Raw genomic sequence first — 20,487 nt, 5'->3', positions numbered from 1 at the left:
CTCATGAAAGCCGCCTCCTCCGCGGCCTCCAGCTTGAATCACTATTCGAGTCTTTTGGAAACCCCAAGAGTCAAACAGGTCGCAAAATGCTCTAGGTGTTATCGCCGGCACCATTGGCTGGCCCTATCTGTCTGGCATGGTGTTTATCCGGGGCGCACACGATGGCCGGGTTGCTGTCGAGCGTACTCAATGGCAGGGCGTGACAGACCACCTTGTGCTGTCGGTCACCCATAGCTTCATGCCAAGCGCTCCCGTCGTTCACCGTCAGGTGCTGCACTTTATTGAAACCGGCGCATTCGACAGATGACTATTGTCTAGAGGTAAAAAGGCGCGGAGAGGCCGCGAGGGGTCACGAGCCTCTCCGCTATTTCGAGGCTCCACCGGGGGAAGCGAGCCTCGAAAGCTTGTCGTGCAACAATCAGTGCACGTTTGATGTATCGACCGGTCCTTTGGGGCGCGGAATGATCCAGACGATCAGGGCGCACGCGGCGAACAGGCAGGCGGCGCCCATGAACACCCCATTGGTCGAGATCATCAGGGCCTGACCACTGACCATCCGATCGATGGTGGCTACGGCGGCCGTGTGTGACATCCCGCCCTGCATAAGCTGGTCGATCGTGCGCTGAATCCCCTTCATGCTGTCGACAATGCCCTCATGATTCTTGGTGGCATTGTTTTCCCAGATGGTGGCGACGAAGGACGTGGCGACGGCACCGGCCATGGTGCGGATGAAGTTCTGCAGACCGGCTGCGTTGGCGGTCTCTTCCGGGTTCACGGACCCCATCGAAATCTGGATCAGCGGCATGAAGAAGAAGGGCATGCCGACACCGGTCAGGAAGATCAGGAAAGCGATCTGACCGAAGCTCATATCCATGGTGGCCATGCCGCGCATGAAGGTGATGATGGCCAGCCAGCCTACTCCTAAGAAGATCAGGCGGCGCGGATCGACCTTGACGGCCAACTGTGCGGCAATGGGGGCGGCGAAGATGGCGAGCACCCCCACCATGCCGGTGGCGTTACCGGCCCAGGTCGCTGTCCAGCCGAGATTATTCTGCAGCCATAGCGGCCCGATGACATTGATGGCGAAGAAGGAACCGATCATAAGCGCCATACAGACCATGGCGATGGAGAAGCCCCTGTGCCGGAAAACGCGCAGGTCAACGATCGGGTTGGCATCGGTCAGTTCCCAGATCAGGAAGGCGATGAAGCCAAGCAGGGCTGTCAGGGCCAGACCGATGATGAAGGGCGACTCAAACCAGTCTCTTTCCTTGCCGAGGTCGAGCATCAGTTGCAGGGCGCCAACCCACAGGACCAGCAGGCCGAGGCCCACTGTATCGACGCGCGCCTTGACCGTCTTGGTTTCCTGGCTGAACAGCACGCGCCAGACAAGGAAGCCGGCGCCAATGGCGACGGGCACGTTAACAAGGAAGATCGAGCCCCAGCCGAAATTATCGCACAGGGTGCCGCCGAGCATCGGACCAGCAACAGGGGCGACGAGAGTGGTGATGGCCCAGATGCCCATGGCGGCCGGTTGCAGCTTCTTCGGGAAGATGGTCAGCAGAAGGGTCTGCGACAGCGGCATGAGCGGACCGCCGCAGAAGCCCTGCACGATGCGGGCGGCGACAAGGGTTTCAAGCGTCGGCGAAATGCCGCACAGCAAGGAGGCGATACCGAAGCCGATCAGGGAGACCGAAAAAACGCGTACGGTGCCGAACCGCATGGCCAGCCAGCCGGTCAGCGGCACGGCGATGGCTTCGGCGACGGCGTAGGACGTGATGACCCAGGTGCCTTGCGAGGTCGAGACGCCGAGCGCGCCGGCGATATTGGGCACCGAAACGTTGGCGATGGAAACATCGAGAATGGCGACGAAATTGGCCATGGCCAGCAGGATGCCGCACAGCCACAGCGTGATGCCGGTCAGCGGTACGGGCTCTTTATAGGTTGTGTCGGCGGTGGCGGCGCTGGACATAGGGCGCAACTTTCCAAAAATAGGGTTTTGGTTCGCGTAACTTTAAGCAAGAAACCCCACCACCATGCCCTCGCGGGCGTGGTCCCCCTCCCCGCCAGAGGTGGGGAGGTACAGGGCGTCATGTTTTACACCTCCCCGGTAAGCCGGGGTGCGGTGGGGCTCTTAAGGCTTAGTCTCTAACGCTGATCTTGGCCTTCATGCTCATGCCGACGCGAAGCGGGTGCTGCTTCAGTTCTGTCGGGTCGAGCGAGATGCGAACGGGCAGGCGCTGAACCACCTTGATCCAGTTGCCGGTGGCGTTCTGGGCCGGGATGATGGCCATGGACGAACCGGTGCCGCCCGAAAGGCCGGCCACCTTGCCGTGGAACTTGACGCTGCCGCCGTAGGTGTCGGCCGTCAGCAGAACCGGCTGGCCGATACGGACCTTCTCAAGTTGCACTTCCTTGAAGTTGGCGTTCACATAGGCGTCGGTGATCGGCACGATGCTCATGAGCGTCTGGCTGACCTGAACGCGCTGGCCGACCTCGACCGTGTTGCGCGAAATGACGCCGGAGATCGGGGCGCGGATGACGGTGCGGTCGAGATCAAGCTGGGCCTGTTCGACCCTGACGCGGGCGCTGACGACCTGCGGATTTTCGCCGACGCCGACGCCGGAGATCAGGGCGGTGTTGGAGGCGCGTTGACCGACCGCAGCGGCGGCCTGAGCGCGTGCCGTGGCGAGCGCGGCCTGGGCCTGATCGAGCGTGGTCTTGGCGTTTTGCAGATCTTCACCGGACACGGCGCCGATGCCGACCAGGGTCTTACGGTCATTATAGGCCTTGAGCGCGTTATCGTAAGCGGCCTGGGCGCTGTTGACCTGTGAGGCGCTGGCGTCGGCCTGGGCCTTCAGGGTGGCGTCGTTTTCGTAATAGGTGCCGACCTGACGCCTGGCCTGATCAAGCTGGGCCTGAGCTGCGGCAAGTGCCAGTTTGGCGTCGGTGTCATCGAGCACAACGAGTATGTCGCCGGCCTTGACGACCTGGGTTTCATGGATGTTCGAGGTCTTGACCGTGGCGGCGGTCTGGGCGGTGACAGCGGCCGAGGTGGCTTCGACATAGGCGTTGTCGGTTTCGACCGTCTTGCCGCCTTCGATCAGGCTGTAAGCGCCGAAGGCCAGACCGGCCACAACGATGACACCGCCGAAGATGGCGAACATGGGGCCGCGTTTGCTCGAGGTGACGGGTGCGGATGCGGCGCTGGCGCCGGGAACAGGGGCCGTATCGGAATTGTTTTGATCGGACATGATGCTAACTTCGTGTGCTTAGTGCGATTGGAAGCCACCGCCGAGAGCGGCGATGAGGCTGATGCGATTGTTATAGGCCTGGGCGGTCAGGTCCGAGAGGTCAAGCTCGGCCGAGGTCAGCTTGACCTGGGCGTCGATGAGGTCGAGCTTACTGGACAGGTTGCGCTGGACGCGCAGATTGACCAGATTGTAGGCCTCCTTGGCGCTGTCGACACGGGTCTGCGCCTCGGTGATCTGCTCGGCGGTCGATTGGGTGGTGATCGCCGCGTCGGAAACCTGACGCAGGGCGGTGACGAGTGTCTTGTTGTAGTTGGCAACCGCCAGATTGTAATCGGCTTCGGCCCCGCGATACTGGGCACGCAGACGGCCCTGGGCAAACAGCGGCAGGCTGATGGCCGGGCCGATATCGCCGAGGATCGAGTCATGACGGGTCAGGCCGTTCCAGTCGAGCGCCTGGATGCCCCAGCTCGCATTGAACTTCACATCGGGGTAGAAGTCGGCCTTAGTATATTTGATATTCTGGCTCTGAGCCTCGACCAGAAGGCGGGCAGCCTCGACATCCGGGCGACGGCCGAGCAGATTAAGACTGGCGTCGGCAGGCAAGGTAGCGAAGGTGACGGGCGCAAGATGCGGGCGCTGGATCGTCAGGCCGCGATCCGGACCGGTGCCAACGAGGGCGGCGATCAGGTTGTTTTGCAGCTTGATGGCGGCTTCGGCGCCGGAGAGGCGGGCAGCGAGACGGGTCTGCTCGTCGGCATTATTCAGCACCGAGTCCTTCGGTTCCAGATTGTGCGTGGCGCGGGCCTGCATCAGTTGCAGGCGGGAGTCGCTGTTGGCCTTGACGGCGGCGAGGTCATCGCGCTGTTGGTACAAACGGTCCAGTTCGACATAAGCGCGGGCCACGGCGACGGCGATATCCTGCCGCGCGGCGATGCTTTCGACCTCGGCGGCCTTGCCTTGCGCAAAGGCGCCCTTGCGAGCGGCTTTCGCCTTGCCCCACAGGCCGAGATCATAGTTGGCGCCGATGGTGGCGCGGGTCAGGGGATGATAGCCCTTAGGCAGGAAATCACGGAAGGCCGCCGGATAACCCATGTTCAGGCTCTGCTGCGTTTCGGAGACCGAGCCGTTGAACGACAGGCTGGGCTTCAGCGCCTCGCTGATCTGTTCGCTGGAGGCCACCGCCTTCATCAGGCGCGCATCGGCGGTCTGGATGTCGGGGGCATTGGTGAAGGCTTCTTCGATCAGGGCGTTGAGCTGCGGATCGTTGAAACCTTGCCACCAGGCCTGCACTGGCCATTCGCCAGCTTGCGAGGTCAGGCTTTGCGAGGCGGCCACATTGGCAGCTTCCAGCGGCTGGATGGTGCGGGACTCAGGCACCGAGGCGCAATTGGCGAGGAGAAGCGCCGAGGCCGCGAGGGCGCTAAGGCTGGCCGCTTTTCTCAGCGAAAGCGGCGATATTTTATAGGCAGGGGCGTGCATAGGGGGAGGTCCTGAAACACAAAAAGGTGAACCGTACTGTACAGTTTGTTTTCTCTGCGCTATAGTCCGACTCAAGTCAAGTACGAACTGTACGGTATGGTACAATTTTTTATGGAAATGCCAATCAAGAACTTCCGTGATGAGCGCCGTGAGCGCATTATTTCGGTCGCACGCAGTGTTTTTTACGAGGTTGGCTATGCCGGCGCCAGCATGTCGATGATTTCAGCCCGTCTCGGCGGCTCGAAGGCGACACTCTATGCCTATTTCAACAGCAAGGAAGACCTGTTCGAGGCGATTATCCGCGAACAGTGCGGGCAGATGGCCGATCTCATTCTGGCGCATACCGGATCGGACGACCTGCGCGCGTCCTTAAGTCTTATGGGACGTGAACTGCTGACGGCCGTCATGTCCGATGAAGCGATCCGCACCTTCCAACTCGTCATCGAGGAAAGCTACCGCAATCCGCAATTGGCCGAGATGTTTCATAATGTCATCCAGAGCCAGGGCCGTTCCAATCTGACGGGGCTGTTGCAGGCGGCGCATGACAAGGGACAGATCGACGCGCCCAATGTTCTGGAAGCGACCATGGTGCTGAAGACGCTGATCTTTGGTGATTGCCATTTCAAGCGCCTGATGAACCTGAAAAGCCACCCGACCGAGGCGCAACTGCATCGCCAGATCGACCTCGCCATCGATGTCTTTATGACCTATTACGGCCGGGAGGCTGACAAGGCGTCTTAACTTTGTTGCCCCCCAGTCTTAACCTTGTTTACCCCCAGTCTTAACCTTGTTTACCAATGTGTAAACTTTTGTGGTTAACGTCCGGTTCACACCTGAGGTTAGCCATGTCCCGATCACCCGCAAACTCTGCGTACATGCCCCATGCGAATGCGCGGACTGATCCCGCCTATACTGACATCGGGGCAGCGGTCTGCGCTTTGACCTCGGCTCTGTTCGGTCTGCCGCTGGCCTTTTTGAAGGTCTCTGAGGGCGATGGGCTGGTCACTCTGGCGGTGCACGGCTTTCCCGATGTCGATGCCCTCGACCACTTCGCCTTTACCGAACGCAAGCTTATCCCCGGCGTCAGCCTGCTGGTGGAGGACGCTACGCACGACTCGCGTTTCTTCCTTGAAAGCGCCGTTCTGCGATCGCCGAACCTGCGCTTCTATGTCGATATGCCGCTGGTCTATGAGGGCCGGGTCATGGGTGTGCTTGGCCTGTGCGCTCCGCAGGCCGGTCTCGATTTCGACGACCGCAAACTGGTGCTGCTGGAACAGTTCGCCCACGTTGTCGCCACCCTGATCGCGCTCGCCAAGGGGGCAGAGGCGCGCGATGGCATGCTGGATGAGCTGCAGTCTCAGCAGGCCCGCATGGACACGGCGGCCGACATGACCGGGCTGGGCTATTGGAAGATCGATCTGGAAAGCCGCGCGGTCACCTGGTCGAAGGGGCTCTACACCCTGTTCGGTCTTTCTCCGGAAAGCTATGCACCGGATGTCGCCAGCCAGCTTGATATCTATCGTCCGGAAGACAGCGGCCTGCTGATCGACAGCTTCCAGCGCGCCGTCAACAGCGATGAGGATTTTGATGTCGAGGTGCGCATTGTGCGCGCCACCGACAAGGCGCTGCGGCTGATGCGCATCAAGGGCGGCGTCGATTATAATGCTGATGGCCAGGCGGCCCGCCTGTGCGCCGTGGTGCGCGACATCACACCGGAGTTGCCCACTCAGGAAGCTTTTCTGAACGAGGTCACCGAGGATCTGCGGGCGCCGCTAAAAGACATTGTGAGCTTTGCGCGCAAGCTTGATAGCCAGGGCGGCACGCATCCCGATATTGCCACCTATGCGCGCGACCTGCTCGTTTCGGCGCATGCGCTCGAAGGTTTGCTGGATGCGCAGTCCGTGGATGACGAGGCAGTCGATGTTGCCGAGATCATCAAGGAATCGGTCGATGATTTCGCGGCGACGGCGCAAGCCCTGCAGACGCGGCTCAGCGCGCATTTCGTCGATTTTGACCGCACGCGGGCGCGCTTCGATGTCATGCGCGTCCAGCAGGTGTTGCACCATCTGCTCGACAATGCCTGTCGTCATACCGAAGGCGGGGTGATCAGCGTCACCGCCAGTCAGGTGCAGGCGGAAAACCCGGTCACCCTCATGGTCGATACCCACTTGCATGTCAGTGTGCGCGATACCGGTACGGGTATGGACGAAGCGCACGTGAAAGGGCTTTTCAAGGCCGGACACAAGGGCATGGGGCTGTCGATTGCTCAGGCTATTATCGACCTGCTGGGCGGTTATATCGGCGTGGTGTCGCACCTGGGCGAAGGCACGAATGTCTGGTTCGAGATACCGATGGACTGGGTAGAAGCGCCGGTTACAGCTCCTGATGTTAAGGCCGCGCCGCGCATGAGCACCCTGACCCGTCAGCGCGTCGAGGATATTGCGCCGGCTGCGCGCCCGCCGGCCTATGCGCCGACCGTGGCGCCCAAACACCCGCCGGTCGATGAGCACTATATCAACCGCGAATATCTCCGCGCCCTGCTCGCCGACATGAAGCTGGAAATTTAAGTCATTCCAGGATGCGTTTCATCCTGGCATGGGCGGCATCGCTGTTTGAGCTAACGAGATAACCTGTTGATAAGGCCAATTTTAAGACTTTGGCGCTAGGTTGCCAAAACAGACCTGTCAGAAGTACGGTCGAAGATGCAGGGCCAGGTATGAGTGAAGACCTCAAAACGCAACGCGATCGCTATATTGCTTTTTCACTGGCCGCGGCCGATCTTCTGATCGAAGTTGATTCTGATTTCTGTATCGTCAAGACTATCGGCGCCACGCAGGCCTTGTTGAGCGGTCTGGCGCAGGACGTGGTGGCGCGTGATGTCTGTGAAATCTTCACCCTGGCCGATCGTGCCTTTGCCCGACGTCTGCTGACCAAGGCGCGGATGGTGGGGCGCATCGAACCGTGCAGCCTCAGCCTGAATCAGGATCAGGGACCGGCGCTGCTGGTCAATATGGGCGCCTGCTATCTCGGCAGCGGCAAGGGTCATACCTTTATCAGCCTGACCGTGCTGTCTGACGGCGTCATGGTCAATGCCACGGACCGCAGCGCGATCAGCGGTCTTCTCAATCTCGAGGGCTATTCCGCCTTCGCCAAGAAGAAAATCGGCATCAAGGGCGAAACCGCACCGCGCGAACTGAAGCTGGTACGCGTCACCGGTCTGTCGCACGCCATGCGTCAGTTGCCCGCCGCCCAGGCCGACATGCTGTTGGGCGAGATCAGTTCGGTTCTGCGGTCGCAGTCGATGAACGGCACGGCCGCGGCGCAGTTGTCGGACGAGGCCTTTAGTTACATACCGTCCGGCAAGGGTGAGGCGGCCAGTCCGGAGGCCCTGTCGAAGGAAATTCAGGCCGCGGCTGTAGCCGTCGGTCTGGCCGAAAACAGTCTGGCGCCGACCGTGATGAATCTGGAGCTTTCCACCGGTAATCTCGATCAGGAGAGCATCGCCAAGGCGCTGCAATATGTGCTGACCGACTTCTGCAAGCCGGAACGCAGCCCGATCAGTTCGCTGGCGCAGGGTTTGAAAACAGCCATGGCCGAGACGGTCAAGCACTTCGATTCGATCCGCAACCTGATCGACAGCAACACCTATGCCCTGTTTTATCAGCCGGTGGTCAGTCTGGCCGATCGCACCACGCACCATTACGAAGCCCTGCTGCGCTTCACCGACGGCCGCGCGCCGTTCGATACCATTCGCCTGAGTGAGCAACTGGGTCTTGTGCAGGATTTCGACCTGGCCGTTGTGCGCAAGGCGATCGACAAGCTCGACGAGCGACAGGATATCACCATCGCCGTCAACCTTTCCGGTCTGTCGATACAGAACGAGGCCTTCCGCGAAAACCTGCGTCAGCTTGTGGCGCCGCATAAGGATATCAGCCGCCGTCTGATGTTTGAGCTGAGCGAGTCTAACAGCATTGACGATCTGCAGGCGGCCGGCACCTTCCTGCGCTGGCTGCGGCGCGGCGGTTTCAAGGTCTGCCTCGATGACTTCGGCGCCGGTGCCGCCACCTATAATTATCTGCGCAATTTCGACGTCGATTTCGTCAAGATCGACGGACCTTTCCTCAAGGATGCGCGCGACAATCCGCGCCAGCGCGCCTTGATACGCTCGGTCAGTAACCTGTGTCGCGAACTCAAGTCCGACGTTATCGCCGAGATGATAGAGGATGAGGATATGGCCAAGTTGTGCAGCGATATGGGCATCGGCTACGGCCAGGGCTTCCATCTGGGACGGCCCAAGGCGCATATCGATGTGCCGCGCGAACCGGTGGTGGCGGCCCGTCGCAAGGGCTTCACCGAAAGCTGGGGATAGGTTTAAGGTTAAAGTGTGTGGCGGAAAAAGCCCGCCCATGCATCTTAGCTGATATGAAACCACATCTCCTTTGTCTTATCCCCGCGCTGGCCATACTCACCGCCGGAACGTCCGTTTCGGCGCGCGACTACTGGTTCGGCGCTGACCTGTCCTATGTCAACGAAATGAAAGCGTGTGACGCGACCTACAGCTATCAGGGCAAACACCAGGACGCCTACGCCATCTTCGCGCAGTCAGGGCATAATCTCGTCCGCGTCCGGCTGTGGAACGACGCCAAATGGACGCACTATTCCGATCTGAAAGACGTCGAGATCACGCTTAAGGCCGCGAAAGCCAATGGCCAGAAAACCTTGCTCGATTTTCACTATTCCGACGACTGGGCCGACGGCGACAAGCAGCTTGCACCGGCCGCCTGGGCCGGCATGACCGAGGATCAGCAGGTAGCGGCGCTGTATCGCTATACGCTCGATACCCTGAACGCGCTGAAAGCCAGAGGCCTGATGCCCGATATGGTGCAGGTGGGGAATGAGACCAACCACGAGATCGTCAGTTCGCTCGAAGGCGCCAAGCTGCCGATCAACTGGGCGCGCAATGCCCGGCTGTTCAACGCCGGTATCAAGGCGGTGCGCGATGCTTCTGCTGACAGTTCTATAAAACCAAACATCATGATCCATATCGCCCAGCCGGAAAACGTCGAGGCGTGGTTTGCGGCGGCCACCGCAGCCGGCGTCACCGATTACGACATCATCGGCATCAGCTATTATCGCAAGTGGTCGAAGCTGGGTGTCGAGGGTCTGGCCGATACGATCCGCCGCAGCCGCGCCGCCTTCGGCAAGGACGTTGTGGTGGTCGAAACCGCCTATCCCTTCACCGACGATTTCGGCGATCAGGCCGGCAATCTGCTCGGTTCGGACTCGGCCCTGCCGGGTTATCCGGTGACGCCGCAGGGCCAGCTCAGCTACATGCACGACCTGATGCAACTGACGCTCGATAATGGCGGCAGCGGTGTCGTCTATTGGGAGCCGGCGTGGGTCTCAACCAAGTGCAGCACGCGCTGGTCGCAGGGCTCGAACTGGGAAAATGCCGCCTTCTTCGATTTCAAGGGGCAGGCGCTGCCGGCGCTCGAATGGCCGAAAGCCAGCTATGTCTGGCCGGTCGAGATGACCTTCAGCGTGGCCGATCACGGCCAGACCGCGCAATATCTCACCGCTGATTTCACCGGCGGCGTGGCGGTGACCATGCGCAAGTATGCTGATCGTTTCGTTTACAAAGCCTGGCTGCGGCCGGAAAGTCATGTCGTTGTCGGTACGGCGACCACGAAAGAGGCGCTCGATGCTGCCGAAGCCTTTGATGTGACGGTGCCAAAAACCGGTGGGCCGGTTGTGTTAGAGGCGCCACACAGCTAGTTTGAAACATATATTATAGTACAATTGGCTGGCGGAAGTGTTTCCCTGTGTTATAAATCGTCAAAAGCCGGTGCGTGCGGGAAAGTGCACGCCCGGAATAAGAACAAACATGGGGAGCGGCGACAGGATGCCAAACATCACAGATAAGGCGGTCAGGCTATGACCGTTAAAACCGGAGACGCCCGCAAGGCCCTTCTGGCTTTTGTCGGCACGCAGATCCTGCCGCATGAGTCCGATTTGCGCCATTGGCTGTTAAGGCTGGGTGTGAAAGCGCATGAGCTCGATGATATTGTCCAGGACGTCTATTGCCGGTTGCTGCGACTGGAGCGCGTTGACCATATCGAAGACCCGCGCGCCTATCTCTTCCGTTCGGCGCGCAATGTCCTGCTGGAGCAGGTGCGCAAGAGCAAGATCGTGTCGATCATGACCGTACAGAACCTCGATGAACTGGGGGTGGCCGATCTGGGGCCAAGCCCCGAAAGCGCCGCCTCGTCGCGCGCCGAGCTGACACGCGTGCTGGCCCTGATCGGTGACTTGCCGGAGCGCTGCCGGCAGGTGTTCGAACTGCGCAAGGTGCATGGCCTGTCGCAGGCCGAAACGGCGAAAGCGCTGCGCATCAGCGAGAACATCGTTGAGAAGGAAACCGCCAAGGGGCTTGTGCTGATCCTGCGCCACATGGCTGAGGCGGTGGTGCCCGATGTGCCGGTTCGCCGGCCTAAGCCGCCCGAGTTCGGAGTGCTTTATGCTGCCGATTAATGATGAGGCGGCACAATGGGTGGCGCGTCTGAATGGTGATTGTGACGACAGGGTGCGGGCCGAGTTCGAGGCCTGGCATGACGCCGATCCGCGCCATCAGGGGGCTTACCTGCGGGCTGAGGCGGCCTGGATGATGCTCGATCGCGCGCAGGTGATGACGCATGGCGATACGCTACATTCGCGCCGGGCGCTTGAAGAGAAGGTGAAGGCGCATCGTGCGGCGGTCAATCGGCGTTATGTGCTGGGCGGCGCCATGGCGGCCTCGGTGGCCGGCGCGGGCGGTGTCGGTTATGTGCTGAGCCATCGTCTGAGTTTCGCCACCGGGCTTGGCGAACTACGCAAGGTGCCGCTCAAGGACCGCTCGATCGCCGCCGTCAATACCGACAGCCAGATCGACGTCGATATGAGCGAGCGCCTGCGTCATGTCGCGCTGGTCAAGGGCGAGGCGTGGTTTCAGGTGGCGAAGAATCCGGACGTGCCGTTCGTGGTGTCGGCCGGCGATATCCGCGTGCGCGCCGTCGGCACGGCGTTCAGCGTTCGCCGCCGCAAGGAGGGTGTCGATGTGCTGGTGACCGAGGGCACGGTCGAGGCCTGGAATGTCAACGACAAGGACGGCCGCGTCAGCCTGACCGCCGGCCACGAGGCCTTTGTGACCGAAAAGCCGGAGGTCGTCGCCGTCAATTTCCGTCCCGATGAGGTCGAGCGCCGGCTGGCCTGGCGTGAGCGCGAAATCATTCTCAATTCCGAACCCCTGAGCGATGCCGTGGCGGAGTTCAACCGCTACAATGCCCGCCAGATCGTGCTGGCCGATCCGGCGCTCGGCGCCTCGCAACTGGTGGGTGGTTTTCAGGTTGATCAGCCGGAAACCTTTGCCCGCGCCGTCCATGCGGCGCTCAATGTGCCGGTCTCCATCCAGGACGACCGTATCATAATTGGCACAAACGCGACCGCCCTGTAAAATTTATACTATAATTGCGGCGGAAAAATACGGGCCGCACATCTTGTTATCAGAAGGCGCGCAAAGCGCCTCACCACCAAGATGCGATACATATAAGATTCAGGGAACATCACATGTCACATTGGAATAACGGACTTCGTGCCGCCCTTATGGGCTCGGTCGCGGCGGTCGTCATGATCGCTCAGCCCGCTGCGGCCCAAACGCAAGTCTATAATATCCCGGCGCAGGACGCCGCGACCGCTATCCCGGCCTTTGTCAAACAATCGGGTTTGCAGGTGCTGGCCACTGCGCAGGATCTGCAGGGCGTGCGCACCAATGCTGTTTCCGGCAGTCTGACGAGCGATGCAGCCCTCAAACAACTGGTGGCCAATACCGGCCTCACCATCAAGACCAATGACGGCACCTCCGCTGTGATCGTGCGCGCCAGTGCTGCCAATGCGAGCGCGTCCGACGCCATGGCCGGAGCGCCCGAAGCCGATCCGCAGGAAGTTGTCGTTGTGGGGATGCGCAAGTCGATGCGCGATGCGCTCGACGTCAAGCGCCGCAACACCGGCATCGTCGAAGCTGTGTCCTCGAAGGACATCGGCGCTTTACCGGATGTCACCATCGCCGAAACTCTCAACCGCCTGCCGGGTGTCATGGCGTCGCGTGATCGCGGCAATGACAGCCAGGCCTCGATCCGTGGTCTGGGCGCGCGCATGGTTCTGGGCACGGTCAATGGCCGCGAAGTGGCGTCGTCCGAACCCGACCGTAATGTGCGCTGGGAAGTCTATCCCTCCGAAGTCGTCTCCGGCGCTTCGGTCTACAAGTCGTCGGAAGCCAGGCTGATCTCCGGCGGCATTTCCGGCACGGTCGATCTGCAAACCATCCGCCCCCTCGATTACAAGGGCCCCGGTGTCGTGCTGCGCGCCGGCCCGGTGTATTATGACGGCGGTTCGGAATTTCCCAACTATGATGGTCAGGGCTATCGCGCCTCTGCCTCGTTCGTGCACCGCTTTTCCGACCGCTTCGCCGCCGTGCTCGGCCTGACCTCGCAGGTCCAGAAAAATGGCTACGAGTCGGTGCAGGGCTGGGGCTACAATGCCGGCGCCAACACTGGCGCGGTCATTGCTGGTGACGCCACCAAGTACAACACGCCGTGGGGCGCGCAGGCCGAGGCCAAGCGCCTGAAGGAATCGCGTATCGGCGCCTCGCTTGGCCTGCAGTTCAAGCCGGCTGATAATTTCCTGCTCAGCTATGACCTGCTCTACTCCGATATCAAGATCAACGAATTGCAGGATCAGGCCTGGTATGGCGATGGTGCCTGGGGCAACTGGGACGGCGGCAACCTGTCAAACTACGTCGATGGCGCGACGGCTTCCGGCCATGCGCCGGTCATCAACGACAACGGTGATGTGGTCTCGGCCTCGGTCGCCTGGGCCGGTGATAAATCCGTCGTGGCGCGCTACACCGAGGACAAGAGCCTCATCGTGCAGGGCCTGAACGCCAAGTGGTCGCTGGAGCACTGGACGCTCTCAGCCGATGCTTCCTATTCCAAGGCGCAGCGCTATAACCTGTGGGCCGCGAATGAGTTCGCCTACTGGCCGAGCCTGATGACCTATGATTTCCGCGGCAAGCCGGTCATCACCGTTTCTTCGTCGCCGGAAAGCAACACACAGACGGCGCAAACCGGCCAGACCACGCTCGGCGCCGTCACCGACGAACTGAAGAGCCTGCATCTGGACGCCGAACGCCATTTCGAAAGCGGCCTCTTCACCGGCCTGCTGTTTGGTGCGCGCGTTTCGGATCGCACCAAGGCGCTGGGCCAGCTTGACGGCAAGGTGACGCCGATCATCGGCGCCCTGCCGGATTATCTGCTGACATCCTATCAGTTCAAGAACTTCAACATCCCGACCGTCCTGACCGGTGATTTCGGCGCCCTGGCCACGCACCTCTACGGCACGACGTTTGATATTGATCCGAAGACGACCCCGATCACCGATACGGTCGAGGAAAAGGTCAAGGAAGCCTATATCGAGGGCACCTACGCCACCACCATCGCCGGCATCGCGGTGGACGGCAATATCGGCCTTCGCGTCATCGACGTCGAAACCGATTCCGCCGGATCTTCCACCATCGCCGGCAACTGGTATGAGGCCACGCCGGGCAATTGGGTGCAGGCCATGGTGACCACGCCGGTTACCGGCGGCACCAGCTATTCCAAGGTGTTGCCCTCGGCCACCGCGCGCTTCGATTTCGGCAACGGCCAGTTCCTGAAAGTCTCGGCCGCCAAGGTGATCTCGCGTCCGCCGCTCAATGACATGATCATCACGCGCAGCCTGTCTTCGACCGCGCCCTATACCGGTTCGGCGGGCAATCCGTATCTGAAGCCGTTTGAAGCCAATCAGATCGATATCTCTTACGAGAACTACTTCAATAAGGACGCCCTGTTCGCTATCAGCGCCTACCACAAGGAGGTCAGTAACTTCATCGGCTACGCCACGCGTCAGGAAACGATCAACGGCAATCCGTATACCCTGGTGTCGCCGGTGAATGCCGATAAGGGCGGCAGCATAGACGGCGTGGAACTGACCTTCCAGAGCTCGTTCGGCTTTATCGGTCTCGATCACTTCGGCATCTATTCCAACTATGCCTATGTCGATTCCGATTTGAAAGAAATGTCGAACGACCTGCCGATGAACGGCTTGGCGCGTGATACCGCGGCGGTCGATTTCTGGTATTCCGATCACGGCATCGATGCCCGCCTCGGCACCAAGTATCACTCGACCTACACCGCCATCTATGGCTGGAACGATGCGCAACTCATCCGCGTGCGCCCCGAAACCACCATGGATTTCAGCGTCAGCTACCAGATCAACCCGGTGATCCAGGTGCGTTTCCAGGCCAACAACCTGCTCGATACGCCGCTGCGTACCTATAACGACAATGTCGAGGACCGTCTGGGCCGCTATGACCTTTACGGCAAGCGCTACCTGCTCGACCTGACGTTCAAGTATTAAAGAAGATACCCACCACCGCGCCCGTCTTCGAGCGTGGTGGTGGGGTTTCTTACTTAACAAACTATCCAATGGCCGGGTCTTGACCTTATCGAGATCCGGTCATCATTGTTGTTAAAGCTCAAAAAAGGAAACGCCGATATGCTGGAGCTGAACCGCCGCCATCTTCTGGCCAGCGCTGCCGCCACCTTCGCTGCCGTACAGGCTGGCGCAGGACAGGCGCAAACGGTTGTGACGGGAGAGGTCAAGTCTCCACGTCAGCGCCTACGTTTCGACACCGGCTGGCGCTTCGCCTTTGGCCACCTCAACGATGCCGAGAAGGATTTCGGTTTTGGCAGCGATCAGCGCACCTATGCCAAGCAGGGACCCGACGCTACGCCTGTCACCAAGCCGGACTACGACGACTCACAATGGCGGCCGGTCACCCTGCCGCACGACTGGGCGGTGGAGCTCCCCTTCGTGCATAGGGAACCGAAAACACCGCTCAAGCCGGACGATCACGGTTCGGTCTGGGATCCGGCCGCCAATCACGGTTACAAGCCGCTGGGCCGCGACTATCCGGAAACCAGCGTCGGCTGGTATCGGAAGACATTTACGCTCGATGCTGCCGATAAGGGCAAGCGGATATCACTGGAATTCGACGGCGTTTTCCGTGACGCCATGGTCATCGTCAACGGCTATATCGTCCGCACCAATGAGAGCGGCTATACGCCCTTCCGTGTCGAACTGAATGACTTCCTCAACACCGATGACAAGCCCAATACGGTGCTGGTGCGTGTCGATGCCTCACTTGGGGAAGGCTGGTTTTATGAAGGCGCCGGCATCTATCGCCATGTCTGGCTGGTCAAGACCGATCCGGTGTATATCCCGCAATACGGCGTCTGTGTGCGGGCGAAGACGGACGGTACGGTCGAGGTGACGACGACGGTCAGAAATGATTCTGATAGCCAGAAGAATGTCATGTTGATTTATGGTGTTGATGACCACTCAGAAAGCGGCAATTACTTGCCGCAGCACCTCACCTATTCATCAGATGTAACGATTGAAGCTTGGGCGAAAACTGAAGTTACCAAGACTTTTAAAATCCGGACGCCTCACTTGTGGTCGCTTGAAGACCCATTTCTGCATGCTTTGGGTATTGAAATTGTCCAAGGGAATTTAAAATTAGACTACCTAGAAACCCCCTTCGGCTTCCGCGATATCAAGTTCGATGCCCAGACCGGCTTCTTCCTCAATGGTAAATCCGTCAAACTCAAGGGCACCTGCAATCACCAGGATCATGCTGGCGTCGGCGCCGCCATCCCCGACGCATTGCAACGCTGGCGGTTGCAGCAACTGAAGGACATGGGCTGCAACGCCTATCGCGCCTCGCACAACCCGCCGACGCCCGAACTGCTCGACCTGTGCGACGAGATGGGCATCCTGGTCATCGACGAAACGCGCCTGATGACCTCGTCGCCGGAAGGCCTGGCGCAACTGGAAACCCTGATCAGACGCGACCGCAACCACCCGTCTGTCATCCTGTGGTCGATTGGCAATGAGGAGCCTCAGCAGGGAACCGAGCGCGGCGCGCATATCGCCCGCACCATGAAGCGCCTGTGCAATGATCTTGACCCGACCCGTCTGATCACCGCCGCCATGGATAATGGCTATGGCGAGGGCATCACTGAGGTGATCGACGTTATCGGTTTCAATTACCGTGATCAGGTCATTGACGGCTTCCATGAAAAGTTCCCGAACATGCCGATCATCGGCACCGAAACGGCCTCAACCGTTTCGACACGCGGCGAATATATCAAGGATGACGCCGCCCATATCGTGCCGGCCTATGATACGACCGCGCCGTGGTGGGCCACGACCGCCGAAGGCTGGTGGCCGCATTTCGAGCGTCAGCCCTTCATCGCCGGCGGCTTTATCTGGACCGGCTTCGATTATCGCGGCGAGCCGACGCCCTATAGCTCATGGCCGAGCATCTCGTCGCAATTCGGCGCCCTCGACACCTGCGGCTTCCCAAAGGATAATTACTGGTACTACCGCGCCTGGTGGCGGCCTGAGCCTTTGCTGCACCTCTTCCCGCACTGGAACTGGGAGGGCAAGGAGGGGCAGGACATCTCCGTGTGGGCGCATTCGAATGCCGATGAGGTCGAACTGTTCGTCAACGGCAAATCGGCGGGTCGCAAAACTGTCGTAAAGGGTTTTCACGTCGAATGGACCGTGCCGTATCAGCCGGGCAAGATCGAGGCCTTCGCCTATAAGGCCGGCAAGGTCATTCTGAAGGATAAGCGCGAAACGGCCGGCGCGCCCGCGAAGATCGTGCTGAGGACCGACCGCACATCGCTCATAAATGACAGCATGGACTGCGCGGTGCTTAAGGCCGAGGTGTTTGACGCCAAGGGGCGTCCGGTGCCGAAGGCGGATAATCTGATCACCTTTACCGTATCGGGACCGGCTGCGGTGATCGGCGTCGGCAATGGCAATCCGAACAGCCACGAGGCTGACAAGGAGTCACAGCGCAAGGCTTTCAACGGCCTGTGCAGCGGCATCGTGCAGGTGACCGGCGTCGGTGGCATTACCGTCACGGCCAGCGCGGATGGCTTGACCTCCGGCAAGGTGATACTGAAGTCAGCCTAATAAAAAGCTCCCCGGTCTTCGCCGAGGAGCTTTTTCTAATTAGTGTGATACCTTGTTGCCCCACAGCTTCTTGAGCGCCGGCCCTCGGCCGCAGCCGCGATAATAGCCGTCATACTGTGCGCTGTGGGTCTGCCAGTAATGCTGGTGATAGTCTTCCGCCGGATAAAAAGGCAGGCCGGTATCGACGGACCTGACGATCAGGGTGCGGATCGGTTTGCCAAGCTGTTGCGTGACGGCCTGTTTGGAAGCCACAGCCGCCGCTTGCTGCGCCGGTGAGAAGGTGAAAATCGCGGTGCGGTATTGCTCGCCGCCATCGCAGATCACACGGCTTTGCGTCGTCGGATCGGTCGAATGCCAGAAGGTATCGAGCAACTGATCATAGCTCACCTTGTCGGGATCATAGGTGACCTCGACGGCCTCGACGTGGCCGGTGCCGCCGCGCACCACCTCCTCGTAGCTCGGATTTTTCACGGCACCGCCCATGAAGCCGGCGCGCGTATTGGTCACGCCCGCTACATGGTCAAAGGCTTTCTGCGTGCTCCAGAAACAGCCGCCGGCAAAAACCGCCACCTGCTTGTCGGCGGCCATGGCGTTGCAGGTGAAGCTGAGCGCCAGCAGGGTCGTCAGGAATAAGCGTCGTAACATGATCGGCTCCTTATCAGGCGGGAATGAACTTGAGCGCCACGCCATTGCTGCAATAGCGTTTGCCGGTGGGGCGGGGACCATCGTCGAACAGGTGGCCGTGGTGGCCGCCGCAGCGCGCACAGTGATATTCGGTACGCGGAATCCCGATGGCGAAATCGGTCTTTGTCTGCAGATGGCCGGGAATGGCGTTGAAGAAGCTTGGCCAGCCAGTGCCGGAATCGTACTTGGTGTCCGAAGTGAATAGGGTGAGGTCGCAACCGAGGCAGGCGAAAACCCCCTTGCGGTGCTCATTAAGCAGAGGACTTGTGCCGGGGCGCTCGGTGGCGGCATGACGTAGCACATTATAGGCGGCGGGCGGCAAGCGCTTCTTCCATTCGGCGTCGCTGAGTTTCAGCGGCGCTATGGTTTCGGCCTGGCTTTGCGAGCAGGCGGTGGTCAGCGCACCAGCGCCGGTGAGGGTGAGGAAATGACGGCGTAACATGGGGCAACTCCGTTGGGTCTGTTGCTGGTTATACGCCAGGAACCGCGATCGGGTTACATCGCGCTGTAAAAGAATCACGTGGCTTGTCTAAGGACACGCCCATAGCGCGAAGATGTGGCTTTTTTCACGCACTCTCAATCCATCACGATTGTAAACCTGCCGTAAAGGCCTGTGTCACATAACCGTCAAACAACCTACATGCGACCGTCACACACGGAGCCTATTGCGGCGAGCGTGGCCACAAAGCGGCCCCAGAAATTACACATTTAAAAAACGCACAAGGTTCATTCACATGAAAAAATCGTCTCTCGTCATTGGCGTGGCCAGCGCCGCGCTCGCGATGATCGCCGCTGTTTCCGGCGCCTCCGCTCAGAGCTGGACCGACAACATCACCGTCGGTGGCCGCATGTACCTCGACGTGTCGTCGAGCTCGCTGGAAGTCAACGGCGCCAAGTCGGGCGCGAAGAACGGTTTCGGTTTTGACGTCAAGCGCGTCTATTTCCAGGTCGACAAGAAGTTCAACGACATCTACTCGCTGCAACTGCAAACAGACGTGTCGCCGGTCAACCAGACGAGCGGTTCGATTGCCGGTCAGGGCCTTTACGTGAAGAAGGCCTACTTCAAGGCTGCTTTCTCGCCCGCCTTTGAAGTTTCGCTCGGTTCCAACGAAATGCCCTGGATCCCCTATGCTGAAAGCATCTATGGCTACCGCTGGCTGGAAAATACGCTGCTGGAGCAAAACAACACCGGCGCCCGTTCGACCTTCGGCACCTCGGCCGACTGGGGCGTTCACACAGCCGGCAAGTTCGGCACCTACTACGCCTATCAGGTTTCGGTCATCAACGGTAAGGGCTACCGTGACTCATCGCGTTCGAGCGGCATGGATGTTGAAACCCGCCTGAGCGCCAAGTTCGATCAATGGAACTTCGCTGTCGGCAGCTACACCGGTGCCCGCGGCAACGAAGCCTATGGCGCCGCCACCATCGTGACCCCGGCTTCGGGCACGACGCCGGCAGTTTATAAAGAAAACAAGGTCGACACGCATAACGCTCAGCGTTTCAACGCCCTGGCCGCCTATACAGGCGATCGTATCCGCGTGGGTGCTGAATACTTCACCGCCACCGATTGGCAGACCGCCAGCATCATCGACACGACGGCCGGTCACACCAAGGCTGACGACTCGGATGGCTACTCGGCCTTTGGTTCGTATCGCCTGACCCCGATGTACACCATCTTCGGTCGCTACGACAATGTGAAGCCGTCCAAGAAGCTGGCTCCCTGGAACCAGGGCGAATACTACAACTTCGGCGTCCAGATGTCGCCGATGAAGGGTATCTCGCTGGCCCTGATCGCCAAGCATGACTCGTTCGATGCCTATGCCGGCAGCGCGACCGTTAAGGGTGCGAAGACCACGACCGAGTTCAACGAAATCGGTATCTTCACCGAGTTGCGTTACTAAGAAAACCGTTACAGGGCAGGCTGTTGGCTTCCGGCAGCCTGTCTTTGTGACACAGT

Annotated in this window: 15 protein-coding genes; 9 read left to right on the top strand and 6 right to left on the bottom strand. The window is 60.1% G+C overall.

The window, feature by feature from the left end; all coding sequences use genetic code 11:
• Positions 1-91: 91 nt before the first annotated feature.
• From B060_RS27150 to B060_RS0109345, 4 genes are all read right to left on the bottom strand, one after another.
• Positions 92-232, bottom strand: coding sequence for a hypothetical protein (locus B060_RS27150; RefSeq protein ID WP_157405627.1), 141 nt, complete (start codon positions 230-232; stop codon positions 92-94).
• A gap of 186 nt (positions 233-418) precedes the next feature.
• A complete protein-coding gene (locus B060_RS0109355; protein ID WP_018081518.1) occupies positions 419-1,969 on the bottom strand; it encodes a DHA2 family efflux MFS transporter permease subunit in 1,551 nt (516 codons plus the stop codon).
• Between the two features lie 169 nt (positions 1,970-2,138).
• Entirely contained in the window at positions 2,139-3,251 is a 1,113-nt protein-coding gene (locus B060_RS0109350; protein WP_018081517.1) for an HlyD family secretion protein, read from the bottom strand.
• An 18-nt stretch (positions 3,252-3,269) separates the two neighbouring features.
• Positions 3,270-4,730, bottom strand: a complete 1,461-nt coding sequence (locus tag B060_RS0109345) for an efflux transporter outer membrane subunit (RefSeq protein ID WP_018081516.1) — start codon at positions 4,728-4,730, stop codon at positions 3,270-3,272.
• Between the two features lie 111 nt (positions 4,731-4,841).
• Between B060_RS0109345 and B060_RS0109340 the strand changes: the two genes are divergently transcribed.
• The 8 genes from B060_RS0109340 to galA all read left to right on the top strand — a co-directional run bounded on the left by B060_RS0109340 (position 4,842) and on the right by galA (position 17,846).
• Positions 4,842-5,471, top strand: a complete 630-nt coding sequence (locus B060_RS0109340; protein ID WP_155847560.1) for a TetR/AcrR family transcriptional regulator — start codon at positions 4,842-4,844, stop codon at positions 5,469-5,471.
• Positions 5,472-5,605: 134 nt separating this feature from the next.
• The gene (locus B060_RS24165) at positions 5,606-7,297 is read left to right on the top strand and encodes a GAF domain-containing sensor histidine kinase (RefSeq protein ID WP_018081514.1); all 1,692 of its coding nucleotides are present in this window, start codon (positions 5,606-5,608) and stop codon (positions 7,295-7,297) included.
• A 149-nt stretch (positions 7,298-7,446) separates the two neighbouring features.
• Positions 7,447-9,099: an EAL domain-containing protein gene (locus tag B060_RS0109330; RefSeq protein ID WP_018081513.1), complete on the top strand. Its 1,653-nt coding sequence runs from the start codon at positions 7,447-7,449 to the stop codon at positions 9,097-9,099.
• A gap of 53 nt (positions 9,100-9,152) precedes the next feature.
• On the top strand, positions 9,153-10,505 hold the full coding sequence (locus B060_RS24160; protein WP_018081512.1) for a glycoside hydrolase family 53 protein: 1,353 nt from the start codon (positions 9,153-9,155) through the stop codon (positions 10,503-10,505).
• Between the two features lie 159 nt (positions 10,506-10,664).
• Positions 10,665-11,261, top strand: a complete 597-nt coding sequence (locus B060_RS0109320; RefSeq protein WP_018081511.1) for an RNA polymerase sigma factor — start codon at positions 10,665-10,667, stop codon at positions 11,259-11,261.
• The gene (locus tag B060_RS0109315) at positions 11,248-12,219 is read left to right on the top strand and encodes a FecR family protein (RefSeq protein ID WP_018081510.1); all 972 of its coding nucleotides are present in this window, start codon (positions 11,248-11,250) and stop codon (positions 12,217-12,219) included. Before B060_RS0109320 ends, B060_RS0109315 begins: the two co-directional genes overlap by 14 nt.
• 113 nt (positions 12,220-12,332) lie before the next feature.
• Positions 12,333-15,218, top strand: a complete 2,886-nt coding sequence (locus B060_RS0109310; protein ID WP_018081509.1) for a TonB-dependent receptor — start codon at positions 12,333-12,335, stop codon at positions 15,216-15,218.
• A 138-nt stretch (positions 15,219-15,356) separates the two neighbouring features.
• Positions 15,357-17,846 carry a beta-galactosidase GalA gene (galA, locus tag B060_RS0109305; protein WP_018081508.1) on the top strand — a complete coding sequence of 830 codons (2,490 nt, stop codon included), beginning with the start codon at positions 15,357-15,359 and terminating at the stop codon, positions 17,844-17,846.
• A 39-nt stretch (positions 17,847-17,885) separates the two neighbouring features.
• Here the strand turns inward: galA and msrA are convergent, their stop codons facing one another.
• Positions 17,886-18,491: a peptide-methionine (S)-S-oxide reductase MsrA gene (gene msrA, locus B060_RS0109300; protein WP_018081507.1), complete on the bottom strand. Its 606-nt coding sequence runs from the start codon at positions 18,489-18,491 to the stop codon at positions 17,886-17,888.
• A 13-nt stretch (positions 18,492-18,504) separates the two neighbouring features.
• Entirely contained in the window at positions 18,505-18,972 is a 468-nt protein-coding gene (gene msrB / locus B060_RS0109295; RefSeq protein WP_018081506.1) for a peptide-methionine (R)-S-oxide reductase MsrB, read from the bottom strand.
• Positions 18,973-19,264: 292 nt separating this feature from the next.
• On the opposite strand from msrB, the gene B060_RS24155 reads away from it, so the two are divergent.
• Entirely contained in the window at positions 19,265-20,431 is a 1,167-nt protein-coding gene (locus B060_RS24155) for a porin family protein (protein WP_018081505.1), read from the top strand.
• Positions 20,432-20,487 lie beyond the last annotated feature (56 nt).

Origin of the sequence: Asticcacaulis benevestitus DSM 16100 = ATCC BAA-896, from assembly GCF_000376105.1 — a bacterium.
Lineage (GTDB): Bacteria > Pseudomonadota > Alphaproteobacteria > Caulobacterales > Caulobacteraceae > Asticcacaulis > Asticcacaulis benevestitus.
The sequence above is the reverse complement of the archived record's forward strand: the minus strand, read 5'-3'. Positions and strand labels throughout refer to the sequence as shown.

Bases quoted from the DNA above. Each gene is read 5' to 3' on its own strand.
- B060_RS0109340 (WP_155847560.1), top strand. From the start codon at position 4,842: ATGGAAATGCCAATCAAGAACTTCCGTGATGAGCGCCGTGAGCGCATT.
- B060_RS24160 (WP_018081512.1), top strand. From the start codon at position 9,153: ATGAAACCACATCTCCTTTGTCTTATCCCCGCGCTGGCCATACTCACC.
- B060_RS0109345 (WP_018081516.1), bottom strand. From the start codon at position 4,730: ATGCACGCCCCTGCCTATAAAATATCGCCGCTTTCGCTGAGAAAAGCG.
- B060_RS0109330 (WP_018081513.1), top strand. From the start codon at position 7,447: ATGAGTGAAGACCTCAAAACGCAACGCGATCGCTATATTGCTTTTTCA.
- B060_RS0109310 (WP_018081509.1), top strand. From the start codon at position 12,333: ATGTCACATTGGAATAACGGACTTCGTGCCGCCCTTATGGGCTCGGTC.
- B060_RS27150 (WP_157405627.1), bottom strand. From the start codon at position 232: ATGGGTGACCGACAGCACAAGGTGGTCTGTCACGCCCTGCCATTGAGT.
- B060_RS0109355 (WP_018081518.1), bottom strand. From the start codon at position 1,969: ATGTCCAGCGCCGCCACCGCCGACACAACCTATAAAGAGCCCGTACCG.
- B060_RS0109320 (WP_018081511.1), top strand. From the start codon at position 10,665: ATGACCGTTAAAACCGGAGACGCCCGCAAGGCCCTTCTGGCTTTTGTC.
- B060_RS0109315 (WP_018081510.1), top strand. From the start codon at position 11,248: ATGCTGCCGATTAATGATGAGGCGGCACAATGGGTGGCGCGTCTGAAT.
- galA (WP_018081508.1), top strand. From the start codon at position 15,357: ATGCTGGAGCTGAACCGCCGCCATCTTCTGGCCAGCGCTGCCGCCACC.
- msrA (WP_018081507.1), bottom strand. From the start codon at position 18,491: ATGTTACGACGCTTATTCCTGACGACCCTGCTGGCGCTCAGCTTCACC.
- B060_RS24165 (WP_018081514.1), top strand. From the start codon at position 5,606: ATGCCCCATGCGAATGCGCGGACTGATCCCGCCTATACTGACATCGGG.
- msrB (WP_018081506.1), bottom strand. From the start codon at position 18,972: ATGTTACGCCGTCATTTCCTCACCCTCACCGGCGCTGGTGCGCTGACC.
- B060_RS24155 (WP_018081505.1), top strand. From the start codon at position 19,265: ATGAAAAAATCGTCTCTCGTCATTGGCGTGGCCAGCGCCGCGCTCGCG.
- B060_RS0109350 (WP_018081517.1), bottom strand. From the start codon at position 3,251: ATGTCCGATCAAAACAATTCCGATACGGCCCCTGTTCCCGGCGCCAGC.